General features: G+C 32.1%; 19 protein-coding genes and 1 tRNA gene. All 20 read right to left on the minus strand.

Annotated features, from left to right (window positions below; all coding sequences use genetic code 11):
* Window positions 1–142: 142 nt before the first annotated feature.
* Window positions 143–217, minus strand: a tRNA-Asn gene (locus tag ES948_RS06985).
* 55 nt (window positions 218–272) lie between these two features.
* Window positions 273–2,033, minus strand: a complete 1,761-nt coding sequence (locus ES948_RS06990; protein WP_152184237.1) for a polysaccharide biosynthesis protein — start codon at window positions 2,031–2,033, stop codon at window positions 273–275.
* Window positions 2,026–2,430 carry a type VII toxin-antitoxin system HepT family RNase toxin gene (gene hepT, locus ES948_RS06995; RefSeq protein WP_152184238.1) on the minus strand — a complete coding sequence of 135 codons (405 nt, stop codon included), beginning with the start codon at window positions 2,428–2,430 and terminating at the stop codon, window positions 2,026–2,028. Before hepT ends, ES948_RS06990 begins: the two co-directional genes overlap by 8 nt.
* The gene (gene mntA / locus ES948_RS07000; RefSeq protein ID WP_152184239.1) at window positions 2,420–2,776 is read right to left on the minus strand and encodes a type VII toxin-antitoxin system MntA family adenylyltransferase antitoxin; all 357 of its coding nucleotides are present in this window, start codon (window positions 2,774–2,776) and stop codon (window positions 2,420–2,422) included. The genes hepT and mntA overlap by 11 nt, the downstream gene beginning before the upstream one ends.
* Before the next feature lie 14 nt (window positions 2,777–2,790).
* Window positions 2,791–3,039, minus strand: coding sequence for a ComEA family DNA-binding protein (locus ES948_RS07005; protein ID WP_152184240.1), 249 nt, complete (start codon window positions 3,037–3,039; stop codon window positions 2,791–2,793).
* A gap of 239 nt (window positions 3,040–3,278) precedes the next feature.
* A complete protein-coding gene (locus tag ES948_RS11155) occupies window positions 3,279–3,584 on the minus strand; it encodes a DegT/DnrJ/EryC1/StrS family aminotransferase (protein ID WP_281346799.1) in 306 nt (101 codons plus the stop codon).
* A 39-nt stretch (window positions 3,585–3,623) separates the two neighbouring features.
* Complete coding sequence (locus tag ES948_RS07015) at window positions 3,624–4,583, minus strand: MraY family glycosyltransferase (protein ID WP_152184242.1); 960 nt, start codon at window positions 4,581–4,583, stop codon at window positions 3,624–3,626.
* The gene (locus tag ES948_RS07020) at window positions 4,580–4,867 is read right to left on the minus strand and encodes a type II toxin-antitoxin system RelE family toxin (protein WP_152184243.1); all 288 of its coding nucleotides are present in this window, start codon (window positions 4,865–4,867) and stop codon (window positions 4,580–4,582) included. Before ES948_RS07020 ends, ES948_RS07015 begins: the two co-directional genes overlap by 4 nt.
* On the minus strand, window positions 4,857–5,111 hold the full coding sequence (locus ES948_RS07025; RefSeq protein WP_152184244.1) for a type II toxin-antitoxin system Phd/YefM family antitoxin: 255 nt from the start codon (window positions 5,109–5,111) through the stop codon (window positions 4,857–4,859). The genes ES948_RS07020 and ES948_RS07025 overlap by 11 nt, the downstream gene beginning before the upstream one ends.
* Window positions 5,112–5,162: 51 nt before the next feature.
* Entirely contained in the window at window positions 5,163–6,023 is an 861-nt protein-coding gene (locus ES948_RS07030) for an NAD-dependent epimerase/dehydratase family protein (RefSeq protein ID WP_152184245.1), read from the minus strand.
* Window positions 6,024–6,027: 4 nt separating this feature from the next.
* Entirely contained in the window at window positions 6,028–7,239 is a 1,212-nt protein-coding gene (locus ES948_RS07035; RefSeq protein WP_246153840.1) for a glycosyltransferase family 4 protein, read from the minus strand.
* Entirely contained in the window at window positions 7,240–8,739 is a 1,500-nt protein-coding gene (locus tag ES948_RS07040) for a lipopolysaccharide biosynthesis protein (RefSeq protein WP_152184246.1), read from the minus strand.
* Window positions 8,723–10,126, minus strand: a complete 1,404-nt coding sequence (locus tag ES948_RS07045) for a hypothetical protein (RefSeq protein ID WP_152184247.1) — start codon at window positions 10,124–10,126, stop codon at window positions 8,723–8,725. Before ES948_RS07045 ends, ES948_RS07040 begins: the two co-directional genes overlap by 17 nt.
* Window positions 10,113–10,991, minus strand: a complete 879-nt coding sequence (locus ES948_RS07050; protein WP_152184248.1) for a dTDP-4-dehydrorhamnose reductase family protein — start codon at window positions 10,989–10,991, stop codon at window positions 10,113–10,115. Before ES948_RS07050 ends, ES948_RS07045 begins: the two co-directional genes overlap by 14 nt.
* A gap of 2 nt (window positions 10,992–10,993) precedes the next feature.
* Window positions 10,994–12,121 (minus strand): non-hydrolyzing UDP-N-acetylglucosamine 2-epimerase, encoded by a 1,128-nt coding sequence (gene wecB / locus ES948_RS07055; RefSeq protein ID WP_152184249.1) that lies wholly within the window; start codon window positions 12,119–12,121, stop codon window positions 10,994–10,996.
* A 3-nt stretch (window positions 12,122–12,124) separates the two neighbouring features.
* Window positions 12,125–13,150 carry a polysaccharide biosynthesis protein gene (locus ES948_RS07060; protein WP_152184250.1) on the minus strand — a complete coding sequence of 342 codons (1,026 nt, stop codon included), beginning with the start codon at window positions 13,148–13,150 and terminating at the stop codon, window positions 12,125–12,127.
* Window positions 13,143–14,276, minus strand: coding sequence for a glycosyltransferase (locus tag ES948_RS07065; RefSeq protein ID WP_152184251.1), 1,134 nt, complete (start codon window positions 14,274–14,276; stop codon window positions 13,143–13,145). The genes ES948_RS07060 and ES948_RS07065 overlap by 8 nt, the downstream gene beginning before the upstream one ends.
* Before the next feature lie 5 nt (window positions 14,277–14,281).
* Complete coding sequence (locus ES948_RS07070) at window positions 14,282–15,181, minus strand: glycosyltransferase family 2 protein (protein ID WP_152184252.1); 900 nt, start codon at window positions 15,179–15,181, stop codon at window positions 14,282–14,284.
* The gene (gene galE / locus ES948_RS07075; protein WP_152184253.1) at window positions 15,174–16,172 is read right to left on the minus strand and encodes a UDP-glucose 4-epimerase GalE; all 999 of its coding nucleotides are present in this window, start codon (window positions 16,170–16,172) and stop codon (window positions 15,174–15,176) included. Before galE ends, ES948_RS07070 begins: the two co-directional genes overlap by 8 nt.
* Before the next feature lie 3 nt (window positions 16,173–16,175).
* Entirely contained in the window at window positions 16,176–17,009 is an 834-nt protein-coding gene (locus tag ES948_RS07080) for an alpha-1,2-fucosyltransferase (protein ID WP_152184254.1), read from the minus strand.
* Window positions 17,010–17,098: the final 89 nt, after the last annotated feature.

A 17,098-nucleotide genomic window follows, 5' to 3' on the forward strand; every position in this document is an offset into this window, starting at 1 on the left:
TTAAGAGGTGGAAATTGCATTTATTGGTTGAATGGGCGAAAGATATTATCGCACGGACTTATCACGGACTTTGATAAATTTTTGAAAGCTTAAAGTAAAAATAATTATGGGGTTAAATCCCTAAATATAGGGGTAAGTTGTATGGCTCCGGATACTGGATTCGAACCAGTGGCCAAGTGATTAACAGTCACCTACTCTACCGCTGAGCTAATCCGGAATGTGTAGCGAAATTCTACCCAAAAAGTTTTAAAATAATCTAAAAGAATGTCCTTTTAGAGATTCATTTGATGATTAAACTCAGGTACAATCTCTTTTAGCTTTACAAGTTTATCACTACTGATAAGTAATTCTTCTATATCTTTGTTAAGTTTTTCTAAATCATATGCTGTTGCTTTTGCAACAGTGATGGACTCATACTCCGTCTTTGCATCACTCTCATCGATAAGTAGCTCTTCATAGAGTTTCTCACCGGGACGCAATCCACTAAAAACTATTTCTATGTCATTTCGACCACTCAGTTCCAACATCTTTTTTGCTAAATCTACGATCTTAATAGGCTCACCCATATCAAGGATAAATATCTCACCACCGCTTCCAATGGCACCGGCTTGCAGTACAAGTTCACACGCTTCGGGGATGAGCATAAAGTAGCGAGTAATATCCGGATGTGTTACAGTAATAGGTCCACCCTCTTCTATCTGCTTTTTAAATTTTGGGATGACACTTCCGCTTGAGCCCAAAACATTTCCAAAACGAACAGCTACAATGTCTGTACCCTTTCCATTGGAATTTTCTAAAGAAATGCCAGCATTTTGTGCATAGAGTTCACAGATACGTTTTGTTGTTCCCATGACATTTGTAGGTCGTACTGCTTTGTCTGTTGAGATCATCACAAATTTTTCTACATCGTTTTCTATGGAGACATCAATGACATTTTTTGTCCCCATAATATTATTGATAATGGCCTCTTGCATATTATACTCAACCAATGGCACATGCTTGTAAGCCGCTGCGTGAATAACAATCTGCGGTTTGTAATTTTGAAAAGTCTTTTGTAACTGTTCTTTATTGACAATACTCTGCATTACGGGAACCGCGTCCACATCTTTGAGCTCTTCTAGAATAGCATAAAGATTATACTCACTGTGATCGAGCAAGATAAGTTTTTTAGCACCATACTTCTCACACTGTCTGCATATCTCACTCCCGATGCTACCACCGGCACCAGTGACTAAAATAGTCTTGTTCTCTATAAAAGAAGCAATTTTTTCTTTATCGAGATCTTTTGGATGGCGTGCTAGCAGATCTTCAACGGAGAGATCTTTTAACTGTGTAGCAAGACTTTTTCCTGTTAATATTTCATCAATGGAAGGCAAAACCTGTATGGTTTTAAAGTACTCCGATAAATTGTCATATATCTCTTTTATGCGCTCTTTAGGTGCACTTGGCATGGCAATAACCAGCAAGTCATACTTTCTCTCACCCATAATCTCTCTGAGTTTTTGTTTTGAGAGCACTTTGACAGAGTCAATAGAGCGATTTTGTAAAACCTTGTCATCATCTACAAAATACTCTATCTTGTATGCCGAATTACTAAATTCGGACTCAAGTTTTATGCCCGCTTTCCCTGCGCCATATATAACAACTGATTTTGTCTTTTTTACTTTTGATTTATTTATGAAATAGTAATAGGCATACATCAAAAAGTTGATGCTAAAAAGATATAAAAAGAGCTCTGATACCAAAAACGAAAAACGAACTTTACCGTAAAAAATTGGTAGATAGACAAAAAATGCGGCAATATAAACAACACTTTTAATAAGAAAAGTCTTTTGTGAGGCTTTCGACCAAGAGAGCGAATAATCACGCAAAATAAGACGAGAAGCAAGCATACGAATAACAATGACACTCGCAACAACTTCAAATTCAAAAGGGAGATGATAGATAAAAAAAGTCCACCAAAAGGTAATGACTGAAAGCAGTATAATCACTAAAAAATTTAGTATTCTTTTGTCTACTGATCCGTTAAGCATTTTTTATATATTCCAAATACTCTCTAACTTCATCTAGTTTTTTTAGACTATCTTCACATATAAGTAGATAGTCAATCTTTTCATAATCATGTGCTAAAAAATTTCTAAATGATGCTATTTTTGCAAAGCTATATGCAAATTCTTTCGGAATTATACCATTCATCCCTAAAATGTCTATTGCTTCATAATAACTTTGGGGTGTTGCTAATGATTTATACTTAATGAGCATTTCTGCCAAAGCAATGCAACCATCACTAACAAGATAAAGATAATGCAGAAGGGCTCCTTCATACATAGGATCCTTCACAAATCTTTCTTTACAATCTTCTTTGTAGGAATCCAATAAACTTAAATAATACTCTAGTTTATTTATCTTTGCTTCTATTTTAGGCAGCATCTATGTACTTTCTAAAAGCTTTATAGTCTAAAATATCATGCTGGCGCATAACTTCATATTCAAATCTTTTTTCACCCTCTTTGATAACTATCCCATCCTTAAAGATATTTTCAAGTAAGAAAATATTTTTTATATCATTTAAAACGATTAAATCTATCTCTTTTTGTAGGCTTTTTGAAAGTTCATAAATAATTTGTAAACGTATATCTAATGCTGTATCTTGCAAAAAAACTGCTATATCAACATCGCTACTATCTGTAAAATCATCTCTTGCATATGAACCAAACAAATAAGCAAACTCAACAGTATCCATTGAACTCAGTTTATTTTTTAACACATTTACCATTATAAATTAATACCCTATTTTTTACAACTACCTACAGAAAGATTCGCTTTATTGTTTGCAATGAATTTTTCACCGATACCCTTCACTTCTGTTAATGCTTCTACACTTTTAAAGCAATGCGATTTTCTATAGCTAATGATTGCATCAGCTTTTTTACTGCCTACACCTTTTAAACTCATCAACTCACTTTTACTAGCATTGTTAATATCCACTGCACCAAATACCAAAGTGATTCCCATCACCAAAATTGCTAAAATTTTCATTTTAACCCCTCTTATTTAAAGTAATTCACAGTATATATTATTTTTAATTAAAATTTTCTTGGAACCTAGGTTTTAATCTAGGCCTTAGTCTTAAATACACAAAGCCTGTTCTTTAGCGCGGGATAATCATATACGCCAAAGCAAATAAAACCACATTCACACCCATAGCCATCAAAACAACCCTGTCATGCGAATAACCTGCCTTGATTTTTAGGGGCATTATAATATCATGAAAGATATCATTTTACTCTTTTTAGTAAGTCATCTAGCTCAACTCTAACAGTTTCTTCATCATTATTCAATCTCTCTTCAACAAGCTTTGCCAAATAGTAATCATCAACTATTTCCATCATCTTCTCATACAAACTGCTAGGCACAAGATAAGCACTTGCCACATTGTGGTTTAAAATAGCCACAACCTCATCCCCTGCATCTTCTATGAGATATATACCATGAAGTCTACAAATTTCAACAATTTTTTCTATATCGGCACTCATCCCGTACAAATATTTTACGATTAAAGCCTTTGTTTTTTTCGCATTCACACAGATATAAATTTAATACTCTTTTATCTATATGTAACACTAAAATACCTTCTTTTTATCTACAAATTTTATGATAACATAAAGTAACCCCAAAGAGAGTAAAAATGCCACTAAAGGTGTAGAGATAAAATAAGCAGCACAAAAGAGCATAATATTTACACCCATAGCAAACAGTACTACCCTATCATGTTTCCATCCAGCTTGTGTGAGCCTTTGATAAGCATGTTTTTTATGTGCTTGGCTCAGTTTTTCTCCATTTTTCTTTCTTCTTAAAAGTGTAAGTGTTGCATCAAACCAAAAAAGACCAAAAAGAATTATCCATATCCAAAAGTTTTGAGCATCCTGATTAGCATAGTAGATCGTAAAAATAGCAACATTGTAACCGAGTAATGTACTGCCTACATCCCCCATAAATATCTTCGCTTTATGCCAGTTCCAAACTAAGAATCCTAACACAGCAACAGCTAAAACCAAAAAATGTGCTCCACCAAAAAGTAAAAATCCAGCTATTGCTAAAAAGAGAGCTTCACTTCCTGCATAGCCGTCAATCCCATCTAAAAAATTATAGAGATTGATAAACCAAATAATCATAAAAAAAGCAAAAATATTTGTCAAAAATTGATTTTGAGTACTAAAGAAGAAGAGATCTAATTCTCGAAAGCCACCTAAAAAGTAGAGCCCAAAAAGAGCTACAAAAGCCTGTGTGAAAAGCCTAACTTTTGCACTAAGTTCAAAAAGATCATCAAAATAGCTCACAACAGAAATAATCACTCCAACAAGCAAAGCAAAAAAGAGATGAGAGTCAATAGAATTCGTAAAGTACAGATAAGAAATCCCTACAAACCATGTAACGGCTACAGCAACTCCCCCACCATGTGGCGTAGGCACAGAGTGAGAACTCCGCTCGTTTACCTCAGCTACTAAAGACTTTTTAATAGCGTAGTTTTTTATAAAATATGTAAGCACAAAAGAACAAAGAAAAAGAAAGATATATATCATTTTGCTCTTTCTTCCAAATTTTTATAAATAGTGTTATTCTCTCGTTTGCCGACACCAAGAATTAAAACAACTATTGCCTCCTCTTTTACCTCATAAACAAGTCGAAAACCAGAACTTCTTAGTTTTATTTTATATATATTGTTATATCCGCTCAGTTTATTTTTCTGTATTCTTGGATTCTCTACAATTTTTTCAAGCTTTTTTTTAAATTGTGTCCGAACTGTAGATGTAATTTTTTTCCACTCTTTGTCTGAAACTGGTGTAAATTTTATTTTATAAGTCATCTAAAGATACTTCGATAAGTTCATCTTCATTATAATTTAGTCTCTCTTCTACAAGCTTTGCCAAATAGTAATCATCCACTATTTCCATCATCTTCTCATACAAACCACTAGGCACAAGATAAGCACTTGCCACATTGTGGTTTAAAATAGCCACTGCTTCATCCCCTGCATCTCTGAGTAATTGTGTCGGTGATTTTTTGAGTTCTGTAATACTTGCAGTATAGTTTGCTAAAATTGGTTGCATTTAAAATCCTTTTTTAAGTATTTAAAATTGTACTTTATTTCATGCTTTTTGTCAACCATTAATCATCAAGCGAATACCATCTTCCGCGGAATATGGAAGTGAGGTTTTAACCTCGCTAAAAAGTCTTTTCATAGTATCATGATTATCAACTTCTAAACTCTCATACAAGCGCATATGAAAAGAGGGCTTCACCATTTTCAAGAAAGCTTCAAAAAACGGCACACGAATCAGATAAACCTTTTTACCCAAAGCCTGAGCTATCAACTCTATAAGCTTAGTTGTACTCAAAGGCTCACTGTCACTCACTAAAAATATGCCGACTTTTTGCTGCTGAATTATGCTATCTACAATGTAGCACAGATTACCGACATAGACCATACTTCTTCTGTTTTTTATACTTCCAAAAGGTAAAACGGGTACTTTCTGCACCAAAGAGACTAAATTTTTAATATTTGCTTTGACACCATAGCCATAGACAATAGGAGTGCGAATGATGCTCACTTTAAAACCATCATTCTCAAGCTTCAACAACTCCTCTTCAGCTTTCAATTTACTCTTACCATAGGCATCTTCAGGTTTACAAAGTGACGCTTCCGTGTAAGCAACATCTGTCTCTTCCCCATATACCTTTACTGTGCTCATAAAAACAAACTGTTTCACGCCACTCTCCTTAGCCCTTTGTGCCAGATCCAATGTCTGAGTAACATTGACTCTCTCATACTCTTCTTCACTTGCTCCACCCATCTGATGCACCAATGCAGAAAGGTGCACAACGGCATCTATTTCCTTTAGGGACAAAGAGTCAAAACTATCACGTAAAAAACTAAATGTTTGTATATTGTATTGATCTGAGTAATGAGAAACAAAATAACTCCCGACAAATCCACTTGCACCTGTTAATAAAATATTCATGTACTCATTTTCCTATCAGTAAACCTAATAAAGCATCAATAATCTTATCTTTATTAAAAGTATCTTTCGTAAGAGCTTCACAATTTTGTGTAAACAACCTAAACTCCTCTTCTTTAGTCTCTATTGCTTTTTGAAAGATGGCAGTAATTTCCGATACATCATTAGGTCTTGCTACATAACCAAGATGATTATCACTTACTATATCGGCTGCATCCCCATTGATAATTGCTAAAATAGGTTTTTTTGCTGCGATATATGTTTGTACTTTTGCTGGAACTGTCAAAGAAAAAATTGGCTTATCTACTAATGAAACTATTAAAAAATCAGTTGCTTGAAAATATTTAGCCATTTCATTACGTGGTTTTCTGCCCCAAAACACAACATTGGAAATTTCTCTATTTTTTACCAACATTTTTAATGCTTCTAAATGTGAACCATCACCTATGATATTTAACTGTGCTTTATCTTTATACTCATCATCCAAGCTTCCAAATGCTTCGATAACATTATCCAAATTTTGCACTTTTCCAACATTACCGGCAAATGTAAAATGCACCTTTGCATCCTCACTAAATGAAAAAGGTTCAAATTCCTCACGTAACTCATCCGCCCAGTTTGGCAGATAGACTATCTCTTGTTCACCAAAAACATATGGTTTTACTCGCTTGATAAAACCCCTGCCAGAGACGCCAAAAGCGTCACAATTTCTGTAAACAAAGCGGACAAAAGCATCTAAAAAAAACGCTAAAACTTTTGTTTTTTTAAAACCGTACGCATAAACACTGTCCGGCCATACATCTTGAATCCATAACACCACTCTTTTAGCATAAAACTTTTTCAGTAATACCGCAGGCACCATTCCACTCAATGCCCCAACATCAAAACCAAAAACATAATCATACTTTTTGCCAATTTTTAAAGCTACAAAACTTCCCAAAAACATAAAAGTAAAATACTTGAGTAGTTTTTTAAAGAGACTGCTTTTATACCCTGTAACTGCTTTTACACGGTAAACTTTCATTCCTTCGTAATTATCCTCTACATACCACCTGTTTTGATAATCATCAAAAACTTCACCATAAGGATATGTCGGATTTTGTGTAAGGATATCCACCTCATACCCTTTGTCCATCCAAGCTATAGCAATTTCATTTATTTTAAACTCTTCGGGGTAAAAGTATTCGGTAACTATGAGAATTTTTTTATTTTTTAACACTTACAGCCCTTTTTTTATCTTTGATAGTATATATTTTTGCTGATTCGAAGGAATAAATTTCCATGAGAAAAAAATATATACGCAAAACGTAAGACTAAAAAGTAGAGTTTTTATAAAAATATTATCTGTACTGAAGTTTACAATAAAAGCAAAAAATACATTTGGTACAAGAACATATATAAAGTGTTTAATATGCATCGAGAAATCAAATATAATTTTATTTTCTGTTACAGACATTATAATATTTGGCAGCAGACGGATTGAAATATAGAATGTTGCAATCATTAATCCCAGCGCTACACCCACCAAACCTGCCAGATAAGTCAATGCCATTATTAAGAAAAAACTTATAAAAACTTCTTTCCACTTTAAAAAGACAATTGATTTAATTTTTCCTATGCTGTATAATAAAGTAACATAAGTATTTACAAAACCCGTTAAGTAAAAGAAAGCTCCCATAAAAAGCACAAACCATGGACCAATATAAAAATTCTTTGAACCTGTCCAAAGAGTCATAATATCCTTAAAAAAGAAGAGTGTTCCCATCCAAATAACTCCTCCTATAATAGGAAGAAGAAACAATAAAGCAAAAAAAACTTTTTTGATTTCCTGCCAGTTATCATCAGCAAAATATTTTCCATAGACAGGGGCTATTACACTATTTACTATCACAAATGCATACAGAATATATACATATATTTTCATCGTAAGACTATAAATTGTAACATCTCCTAATGACAATAAATGAGTAACTACAAAAATTCCCATACCCCAGATAAATGTCTGTGTCAGTGATAGTTGAAAAAATAGAAAAGCATCTTTGAGTAAAGCACTGCTTTTGACTTGCCCCCCCTTTACAGACTTCACCTCATAGCGGGAAAAAGCATGAAAAAATGCTATACAAACAACGAACAAGTCTAAAAATCCTGCACCAACTACAAAAAAAAGAATGCTTTTATCAAAGTAAACTATATAAAGTACAAGTAGAAAATTGGCAAGAAGAGTAACAATTTTATAAATTTTTTCATAATAAACTTCATTAAAGCCTATAAAAACAGCCAGAGATACTTCAAATGGAATTTTAATCAAAGCAAATATAATGAGAATATAAAATACACTCAATACGGTATGGAGATTCAGTGCATACACATCTCCCAATAAAATTCGCCAGTCTCCAATAATAAAATCCAATATGTAAAAAATTATCAAAGCCAACAAAATAATGAAACATAGCAGAAGAAATGTTTTTTGTATTAAAGTGAACTTATAAGTCTTGTTGGAGCTTTTTGCCAACATTACAGCTAAATTTTCAGGAAGACCAAAACGCAAATTATTTAAATATGTAATCAATGTATAAATAATCATTAATAAAGCAAAATAGTCAGCATCAAAATGATGTAGCAACAAAGGGGTAGTTAGCACACCTGTAAAAAGATATACAAATATATAGATATAACTAAATGACAAGCCCTTAACTATAACTCTACTGTTTTTTAGCACTTATTATCTCTTCTTTATATATGCGATTAAAAAACTTTTGCATCAAGTATATAATAATTATATTTGCAATAATAGTCCCAAATAATAAATAACTTTGCGCAGGAACGTATCCAAAATGAGTAAAACGGTACGCCATAACTTCGCCAAAAAGTGAAGCGATTATAAAACTGCCTCCATTGAGCTTATATGCTAAAATCTCTATTATAGAGGCAAAAAAACTGATGATTATCATCATAAAAACAACAAAAACAATAGAACCTGCATAGTAAAAAAATGCAATGAAACCAGGTAGTGACATGTAATGATGTTTCGTTGTATCGATATTTCTATATGGTGAATTTATAAGATTTAAATCATAAAAACTTGTGGAGTGTTCATTGTATTTTTCATGTATGGCAGTTTTAAACAACTCCCAACTTTTTTTATCACTATGAGAAACAGCTAGTAAACCTTCTGCACCAACCCAACGATTTACAACCAATCCAATGACACCCTTAACATTTTTTTCTATACTTATTGTTTTAGTAGCAGTGTGTTTTCGTAAATTATTTACAACTACAACCGATACTAAAAATAAAAATATAAAACTTATAACTACCGTAACCCAAAACTTCATGTTTGAAGCAATGTATTTATAATAAACTTCTTTTATCATCCCATAGCCTAAAGCACTTGAGTTAAGTAGCATTCCCCTACTCAAAAGTGATATATTTGTCACAGTCGATTCAATCAACACCAATATAGGAATAAAATACGATGTTTGTTTTTTCAACATAAACTCATAAGTAAGCAATAAGGCAGCAAATGATGAGAGTCCAAACAGCAATAACCATTTATAAATACCATTGAGCCCAAATGGCAAAAAAGTTTGCGTTATCTCCCCCCTCTGATAAATTCCCAAATAAAAGTTGCTCACTCCAATAAATATAAACAAAGATATGTACACAATCACTATTTTTACTTTATGATTTTTATAAAAAAAGTACATACCATCGTATAAGGTTTTTTCTTTTCTAGAATAACTAAAAAACTTCTCTCTTATTTTACTTGCAATCATTAAAGAGACAAAAGCGCTTATGGCTACATATAATGCTTCATCAAAGTCCGAACCATTTAAAGCGGTATTGTGTAAGCCTTCCCAAAACTCACTATGATAAAATGCAACATGAATGGTAATCTTCAACCATATTCCCAACCATAAGAATACCGCTAAAAATGTATCAAAAAAAATAGCTTTATCGCGGAAACTGTAATAAAGATAGTAATTTGAAACAATAGAAAAAAGAAAATAAACAAATATTTTTCCTGTATATTCTTGCATAGCCAAGAGTGTGAGTACAGATACAAAAAGTATAAATAGACTCCACAATATATTATATAGTTTCATAAAATTCCTTATAATGTGAATACATATAATTGTTTTTTTGCATAAATGCAACCATCGATGCAATCATCGTCTCATAATCAGGAATAGTATAGTTAATCTCTTTTCTTGTATCTACAAAACTTTTATCGATATCTTTACCAGTAACAGGAAGAATACTTATATCTTTTTTGGTATATTTCTGAAAAAGAGACAATAGCTCATATTTGTTTATTGAATCATTATTGGTGATATGATAAAGTCCTGTAATATTATATTCAATAGCCCATTTGACTGCTTTTGCCAACTCTAGTGTTGTCACACCAGACCAAATGGCTTGTGTATAACCTTGTATAGTTCCGTTTTGCATCATAAACCAATGAAAAAGTTCTTCTCCATCAGGCTTTAGCTCTGGTCCAACAACGGAAGTACGCAATGTAAGATGTCTATCATTTATAATCTCCCCCAGCCCTTTTGTTTTAGCATAGGTATCTTTCCCATCTTTATAGTCTGTTTCGATATACGGTTCTTTTTTTTCACCGGAAAATACACAGTCTGTAGATATATGAATAAGCTTTGCATCAAGTTCATCTGCTAAATGCTTAAGTTTGTGTGGCATATATGCATTGATAAATATTGCATTTTCAGGGTTTTTATTTGCCCCCTCTATAAGTATACCTATAGCATTTATAATGATGTCAGGCTTTATAGTTCGAATCTTATTTAAAAATACCTCTTCATTTCGGATATTGAGTAATATAGAACTATCATTTAATTTTTTTCTATAAGTGATATTATATAAATCATATTCACTATTAGCATCTAAATAATTATATATTTGATGCCCTATTAAACCTGTTGCACCTAATACTAAAACTTTTTTTTGCACGGTTAAATCTCTTTATGCCAAACTGTTCTGTTTACATAATCCGTATATGAGAGTATGATTCTGAGTATTTTTTTAGACACATTATCTACTTCATAATCCTGAACCGGCTTTATGAGACGTGGTTCTTGTTCATTATGTTTTGTAGCGACCTCTACTGCTTCTAATACCCTTATTTTACTCAACCCTGACATTATAACTGTTGTTTCATCCATACCTTCCGGCCTCTCATGTGCTTGACGAATAGTCACAGCAGGAAGATTAAGAATTGAACCCTCTTCTGCAATAGTTCCACTGTCAGAAATAACACAAAATGCATTCATTTGCAAATGATTGTACTCATGAAAACCATATGGTTTAGAAAAACGAATGAGAGGGTTTGTATTTTCATACCCTATAGCCTCAAGTTTTTTTCTTGTTCTTGGGTGAGTTGAGACAATAATAGGCATGTTATATTTTTGTGTGAGAGCATCAATAGACTCTAGCAAGTCGCTAAAATTCTTTGGAGAGTCGACATTCTCTTCTCTGTGTATGCTCATAACTATATAAGCTTTCTTTTTCAGGCCTTCTTGCTCTAAGATACCACTCTTTAAGATTTTTTCCATATTGGCTTTGAGTACTTCTGTCATTGGAGAGCCTGTTTTTATGATAGTTTCTGGCTTGATTCCCTCTGCTATTAGATAATCTCTTGCATGTTCTGAAAGAGGAAGATTTATATCACTTAAATGATCAACAATTTTTCTGTTGATCTCTTCCGGTACGCGTTGATCAAAGCAACGATTGCCTGCTTCCATATGGAAAATGGGAATTTTTCTCTTTTTTGCAGGAATAACACTTAAACAACTGTTTGTATCACCATAAATAAGCAGTGCTTCTGGTTCTACCTCTTCAAAAAGTTTATCTGCTTTAGCAATAATATCGCCAATAGTCTCAGACGGCGTACCCTTCACTGCTTCTAAGAAATAATCTGGTGTTCGAACACCAAGTTGCTCAAAAAAAAGTTCATTAAGTTCATAGTCATAATTTTGTCCTGTATGGACTATAGTATGTTCTGTAAACTTATCAAGTTCTTTCATAACCTCACTGAGTTTAATAATCTCCGGTCTTGTTCCTACGATTGTCATTACCTTCATATTTTATATTTCTCCTATATTAAAATCTTTTAAATCTTCTTCTATCTCTTTTAATGATAACAACATCTCCATCATCTCTTTCTTATCTACCTGTCGTGTATTGTGAGAGTGATAATCTTGGGCTTCTGTAATCACTTCACCCTCTACAAAGTACTTGTTATAATTCAAATCCCTTGTATCTGATGGTATTCTATAATACCCACCCATATCTTCTGCCGTCACCATCTCTTCACGTGTTAAAAGTGTTTCGTATAGTTTTTCACCATGACGCGTACCTATAATTCTTACAGTATGTTCAGGACAACCTAATAAGTTTTTTAAACTATTAGCCAAAAGTTCTATGGTAGCAGCCGGTGCTTTTTGTACAAAGATATCTCCATTTTCACCATGTTCAAAAGCAAACATTACTAAATCAACCGCATCATCAAGACTCATCATAAAACGTGTCATATTCGGGTCTGTGATAGTAATCTCTTTATCCTCTCTTATCTGCTTTATAAAAAGCGGTATAACAGAACCACGACTAGCCATTACATTTCCATAACGGGTACAACAGATTGTCGTTTCATCACCTAAGTTTCTACTCTTTGCAACAGCGACTTTCTCCATCATCGCCTTGCTAATTCCCATAGCATTGATAGGATAAACCGCCTTGTCGGTGCTGAGTACTATTACTTTTTGCACCTTATGCTTTATAGCTACATTTAAAACATTTTCAGTCCCAACAACATTTGTCTGTACTGCCTGCATAGGGTAAAACTCACAAGAAGGCACCTGTTTCAGTGCTGCAGCATGAAATAAAAAGTCCACTCCTCGCATCGCATCCTCAAGTGAGTTTACATCTCTAACATCACCAATGTAAAACTTCAGTTTTTCATTATTGTACTTTTTACGCATATCGTCTTGCTTCAGTTCATCACGAGAGAAAATACGAATCTCTTTTATATCTGTATCTAAAAAATTACGCAGCACTGCATTTCCAAAAGAACCTGTACCGCCTGTTATTAACAATACCTTATCTTTAAACATTCTCTACCTTTTTAAAAATATCTACAACATTTTGATATTTTTTATTTTCATTATTTATGATGTATTGTTGATTTTTTCTTATTATATCTTGTACTTCATTAGGTTCTAATGAAAGCAGCTTTTCAATTGTTCTCACTAATGAGCTAACATCAAATAATGTATATGTAATTATATCATCACCATATACACTTTTTGCATAAGAATCATTGGGAGCGAAAGCTATAACTCCATTTTGAATAGCTTCGATGACATGCAGTCCTAATGTTTCAACAACAGATGTTGAAATCAAAATAGTGTTCTCTCGAAAAATCTTTGAAGTTTCTTTTTTAGTATCTATATATCCTAAAAAATTTGTTTTATAGTTCAATTCTTTATTCCACAAATGAGAGCTTTGAAGTTGCTCCTTCGTTAATGTCACATCAATTTCAAAATCGAGATTATTATTGTGTAGAACAGACATAGCCTCTGTAAAATCTAAAAAATTTTTATGTAAATATTCAAAGTGCGGACCTACAATATATAAAAATCGAACTTTTTTTGAAAAATCATACACTTTTGGTTCTAAGAAAGATTGTGGCGTAATATCTATATCACTTTTTATAAAAAACTCTTTGTGACTTATATCTAAAAACTCTCTAATTGCTTCTTTAACATGAATAGACTGTACCTCAACATACTTTACTTGCCGTAACATAGCATGAAAAACTATCCGTTTGAAAAATATTTGTTTTAACCATTTCAAATATTCTCGTTTTTGCAAATAAACACTATCTATTTTTTTCGAGTAAAAAAGTAAATTATGAACTTTTGTTAGTTGTGGTACATGAAGAAAAAACTGAGCTGAACCAGAGAAATTATAGGCTAAGTCTATATTGTATTGTTGAACTACTTTTTTAAAAAAAATATTTTCTATAAAAAGTCTATGAAAAAAATTCTTAATTTTCATCTTTTTAAAATGAAAATTTTCTATACTTTTATATTTTTTTATTAATTTTTCAATATTTTCATTATCATTACAATAAATAAAAAAATTATACTGAGAATTTTGACATTCATCCAACACTTTTTCAAGAACTGTTATTCCTCCTGAATCTTGTATGCCTAGAGCATTGAGAAGAATATGCATAAATATTATCTATTTACCATTTCAGATAGAACAGTACATACAACTGTTTTGTTATCTATTAATTTTAAAAATCGTATAGAGGAGAGATTGCAGTTCTTTACTAGCAACTTATAAACAGTTCTCACAACTAATGCTTTTTCCTCACTGTTTAAACCCTGCGGTAAGTTTTCTAAAATGTTAAACAATTTATCTTTATTCTTTTTTAAAAAAGTATTTAACATCTTTTTCGTATCTCTTGCCAATCCTACACTATTTACTTTAGACAAAGAGTTATCAAGAATACGATACCTCAACAGTATATCATTCACATTCCCAAACTTAGCTCCATGTTCATACATTCTCATCCATAAATCAAAATCTTCTGCTATTGTGTATTGAGATTGTCCATACAATAAGTTATGCTTTGTTAAAAAACCTTTTCTCATCATAACACTTGGATGCGCAAAAGGAACTTTAGCAGCTAGTGATAAAAAACACATTTCATGACTTAACGGAGTAATATTAAGTCCATTAATATTATTGTTCTGGTCTACTAACAAATAATGGCTTCCACAAATATCAAGTTTATTGCTCTCCATTAAAACTATTTGCTCTTCAAACCTATGTGAAAGGCTAATATCATCAGCATCCATTCTCGCAATATATTTTCCTTTTGCTTTTTCTATACCTTCGTTTAAAGAATAGACCAACCCTCTATTTTCTCTACTAACTAAAATTATTCTACTATCTTCTTTTGCATAGCTCTCTATTATCTTTAAACTCTTATCTGTGGAACCATCATTAATAATTATAAACTCAAAATTTTTATAGGTTTGATTTAAAATACTCTGTATAGCTTCATCTAAATACTTTTCTGCATTATAAACCGGCATCACTACAGATATTAAAATATTTTGCTCAATCACGCTTTTTCTCCCACTCTAAAGCAGTTTTACAAATCAACTCTAAGTCATCATATTGAGGTTTCCATGTAGTATAGTTCAGTATTTTCTGATTATCTGCAATCAAAACAGCAGGGTCTCCCTCCCTTCGGGATGTAACTTCAACTGTAAAATCTATTCCACTTACTTTTTTTACTGTATCTACCACCTCTTTCACACTAAAACCGTGTCCATATCCACAATTAAATATATCACTTTTATTTTCCTCTAAATACTCCATAGCCGCTAAGTGAGCAGATGCCAAATCTTCTACATGGATGTAATCTCTTATACATGTGCCATCCGGAGTATCATACTTATCACCGAAAATCATTATCTTTTCTCTTTTGGCAAGTGCAGTTTGTACCACTAAAGGTATCAAATGTGTTTCAGGTTCATGACACTCTCCAATGTGTAGAGTACTCTCTGCCCCTGCAACATTAAAATACCTAAGTATCACATACTTAAAACTACTATTTGTTTTTGCATTCTCTTGTATGATTTGTTCTGTAAAGAGTTTCGATGAACCATAAGGGTTTATTGGACTTGTTAATTCATTCTCCTTTAAAGGTATTTTCTCAACACTTGGCTCACCGTAAACAGCTGCAGTTGAACTAAAAATAAACTTATTGACATTATATTTATTGCACAAATCAATTAGCTTCGCACTGTTACATGTGTTGTTCAAATAATATTTTAAAGGCTTCTCTACAGATTCACCAACAAGCAAACTTGCCGCAAAATGAAAAACAACATCAAAATGATAGTGCTGAAACACTTTTTCAATCTCTTGTCTGTTTAATATATCAACATCTATAAAATCAAAATCTCCAAACAACAATAAAGTATCTATGGTCTTTCTAAAACCTGTTTGCAAATTATCTACAACTACTAAATGATGCTTTTTTTGTTGTAGTAACTGCATGACGACATGACTACCAATATATCCTGCACCGCCTGTTACAAGTATGTTCATTTGTTAAATCCTCTTCCATTTGCTTGGAACAATGTCTATACTCTGATTATTCATCTCTTTATCTATAAACCATCTTTTAGGGGCGATAACATTTTTTTCCTCATTTTCATTAAGCCATGCTCCCCACCAACTAAAAGTACTATTTGCAATTATATTGTGTTTACAATGCTTCATAAGTTCTAAATCTTCAATAGCACTTTTTGTTTTATCAATAAAAATAGGATTATTTAAAAAACTCAAATTGTCTTTACACCAAGAAATATCATCTGAAAATATAAAGAACTTTGGATTATCAATTTTTTGTTCTAATAATTCAATAGCTTTTTTATAGTACAGTAAATCACACACTCCATGGATTTCATTTGTCCCTTTTTCTAAATAATCACCTCGTCGTATATGTATCGAAATACTATTACATCCCTTTATTATGTCAAGATATTCTTCTTTTACATTATGACTAAGTTCTTTTTTAGGTGTAAAATCTTTAAGAATACTTTCTCTTATATCTTTAAAATATTTTTCATTTTGCCAATAACCATCTAAAATAATATTATCATATTCAAATACACTCTTATCAAAAACAGCTATCTCTTTTTCTATATAGTAGCCTTTTGAAACAAAACCAATTTTCCTAGTTACCTTACTCAAAAAACTTTCTGGTTTTGCAAAATGTTCTTCTATGTTAAATAAATTCAATTCATACTTTCGAAGAGATTGTTTAGCATAAAATGAAATATCTAATAAAAACTTATCATGATTTTTCAAAGCTATAGACTTTGCAATAGCATATTGAAACATTTGATTACCCAATCCACCTGTAATTTTCGTTATAATCATAAAATTATTTTAAACCTATTATAAAGTTTTTGAAAAACTAAGAAATTTATTATAATTATAAACTCTAAATTTTGCTGTATTTTATTTAA

Source organism: Sulfurimonas indica (genome assembly GCF_009192995.1).
In the GTDB taxonomy this organism is placed as follows: domain Bacteria; phylum Campylobacterota; class Campylobacteria; order Campylobacterales; family Sulfurimonadaceae; genus Sulfurimonas; species Sulfurimonas indica.

Bases quoted from the DNA above. Each gene is read 5' to 3' on its own strand.
- ES948_RS07065 (WP_152184251.1), bottom strand. From the start codon at position 14,276: ATGCATATTCTTCTCAATGCTCTAGGCATACAAGATTCAGGAGGAATA.
- ES948_RS07030 (WP_152184245.1), bottom strand. From the start codon at position 6,023: ATGAATATTTTATTAACAGGTGCAAGTGGATTTGTCGGGAGTTATTTT.
- ES948_RS07015 (WP_152184242.1), bottom strand. From the start codon at position 4,583: ATGATATATATCTTTCTTTTTCTTTGTTCTTTTGTGCTTACATATTTT.
- ES948_RS07005 (WP_152184240.1), bottom strand. From the start codon at position 3,039: ATGAAAATTTTAGCAATTTTGGTGATGGGAATCACTTTGGTATTTGGT.
- ES948_RS06990 (WP_152184237.1), bottom strand. From the start codon at position 2,033: ATGCTTAACGGATCAGTAGACAAAAGAATACTAAATTTTTTAGTGATT.
- ES948_RS07045 (WP_152184247.1), bottom strand. From the start codon at position 10,126: ATGAAACTATATAATATATTGTGGAGTCTATTTATACTTTTTGTATCT.
- ES948_RS07060 (WP_152184250.1), bottom strand. From the start codon at position 13,150: ATGTTTAAAGATAAGGTATTGTTAATAACAGGCGGTACAGGTTCTTTT.
- ES948_RS07020 (WP_152184243.1), bottom strand. From the start codon at position 4,867: ATGACTTATAAAATAAAATTTACACCAGTTTCAGACAAAGAGTGGAAA.
- mntA (WP_152184239.1), bottom strand. From the start codon at position 2,776: ATGGTAAATGTGTTAAAAAATAAACTGAGTTCAATGGATACTGTTGAG.
- hepT (WP_152184238.1), bottom strand. From the start codon at position 2,430: ATGCTGCCTAAAATAGAAGCAAAGATAAATAAACTAGAGTATTATTTA.
- ES948_RS07025 (WP_152184244.1), bottom strand. From the start codon at position 5,111: ATGCAACCAATTTTAGCAAACTATACTGCAAGTATTACAGAACTCAAA.
- galE (WP_152184253.1), bottom strand. From the start codon at position 16,172: ATGAACATACTTGTAACAGGCGGTGCAGGATATATTGGTAGTCATGTC.
- ES948_RS07080 (WP_152184254.1), bottom strand. From the start codon at position 17,009: ATGATTATAACGAAAATTACAGGTGGATTGGGTAATCAAATGTTTCAA.
- wecB (WP_152184249.1), bottom strand. From the start codon at position 12,121: ATGAAGGTAATGACAATCGTAGGAACAAGACCGGAGATTATTAAACTC.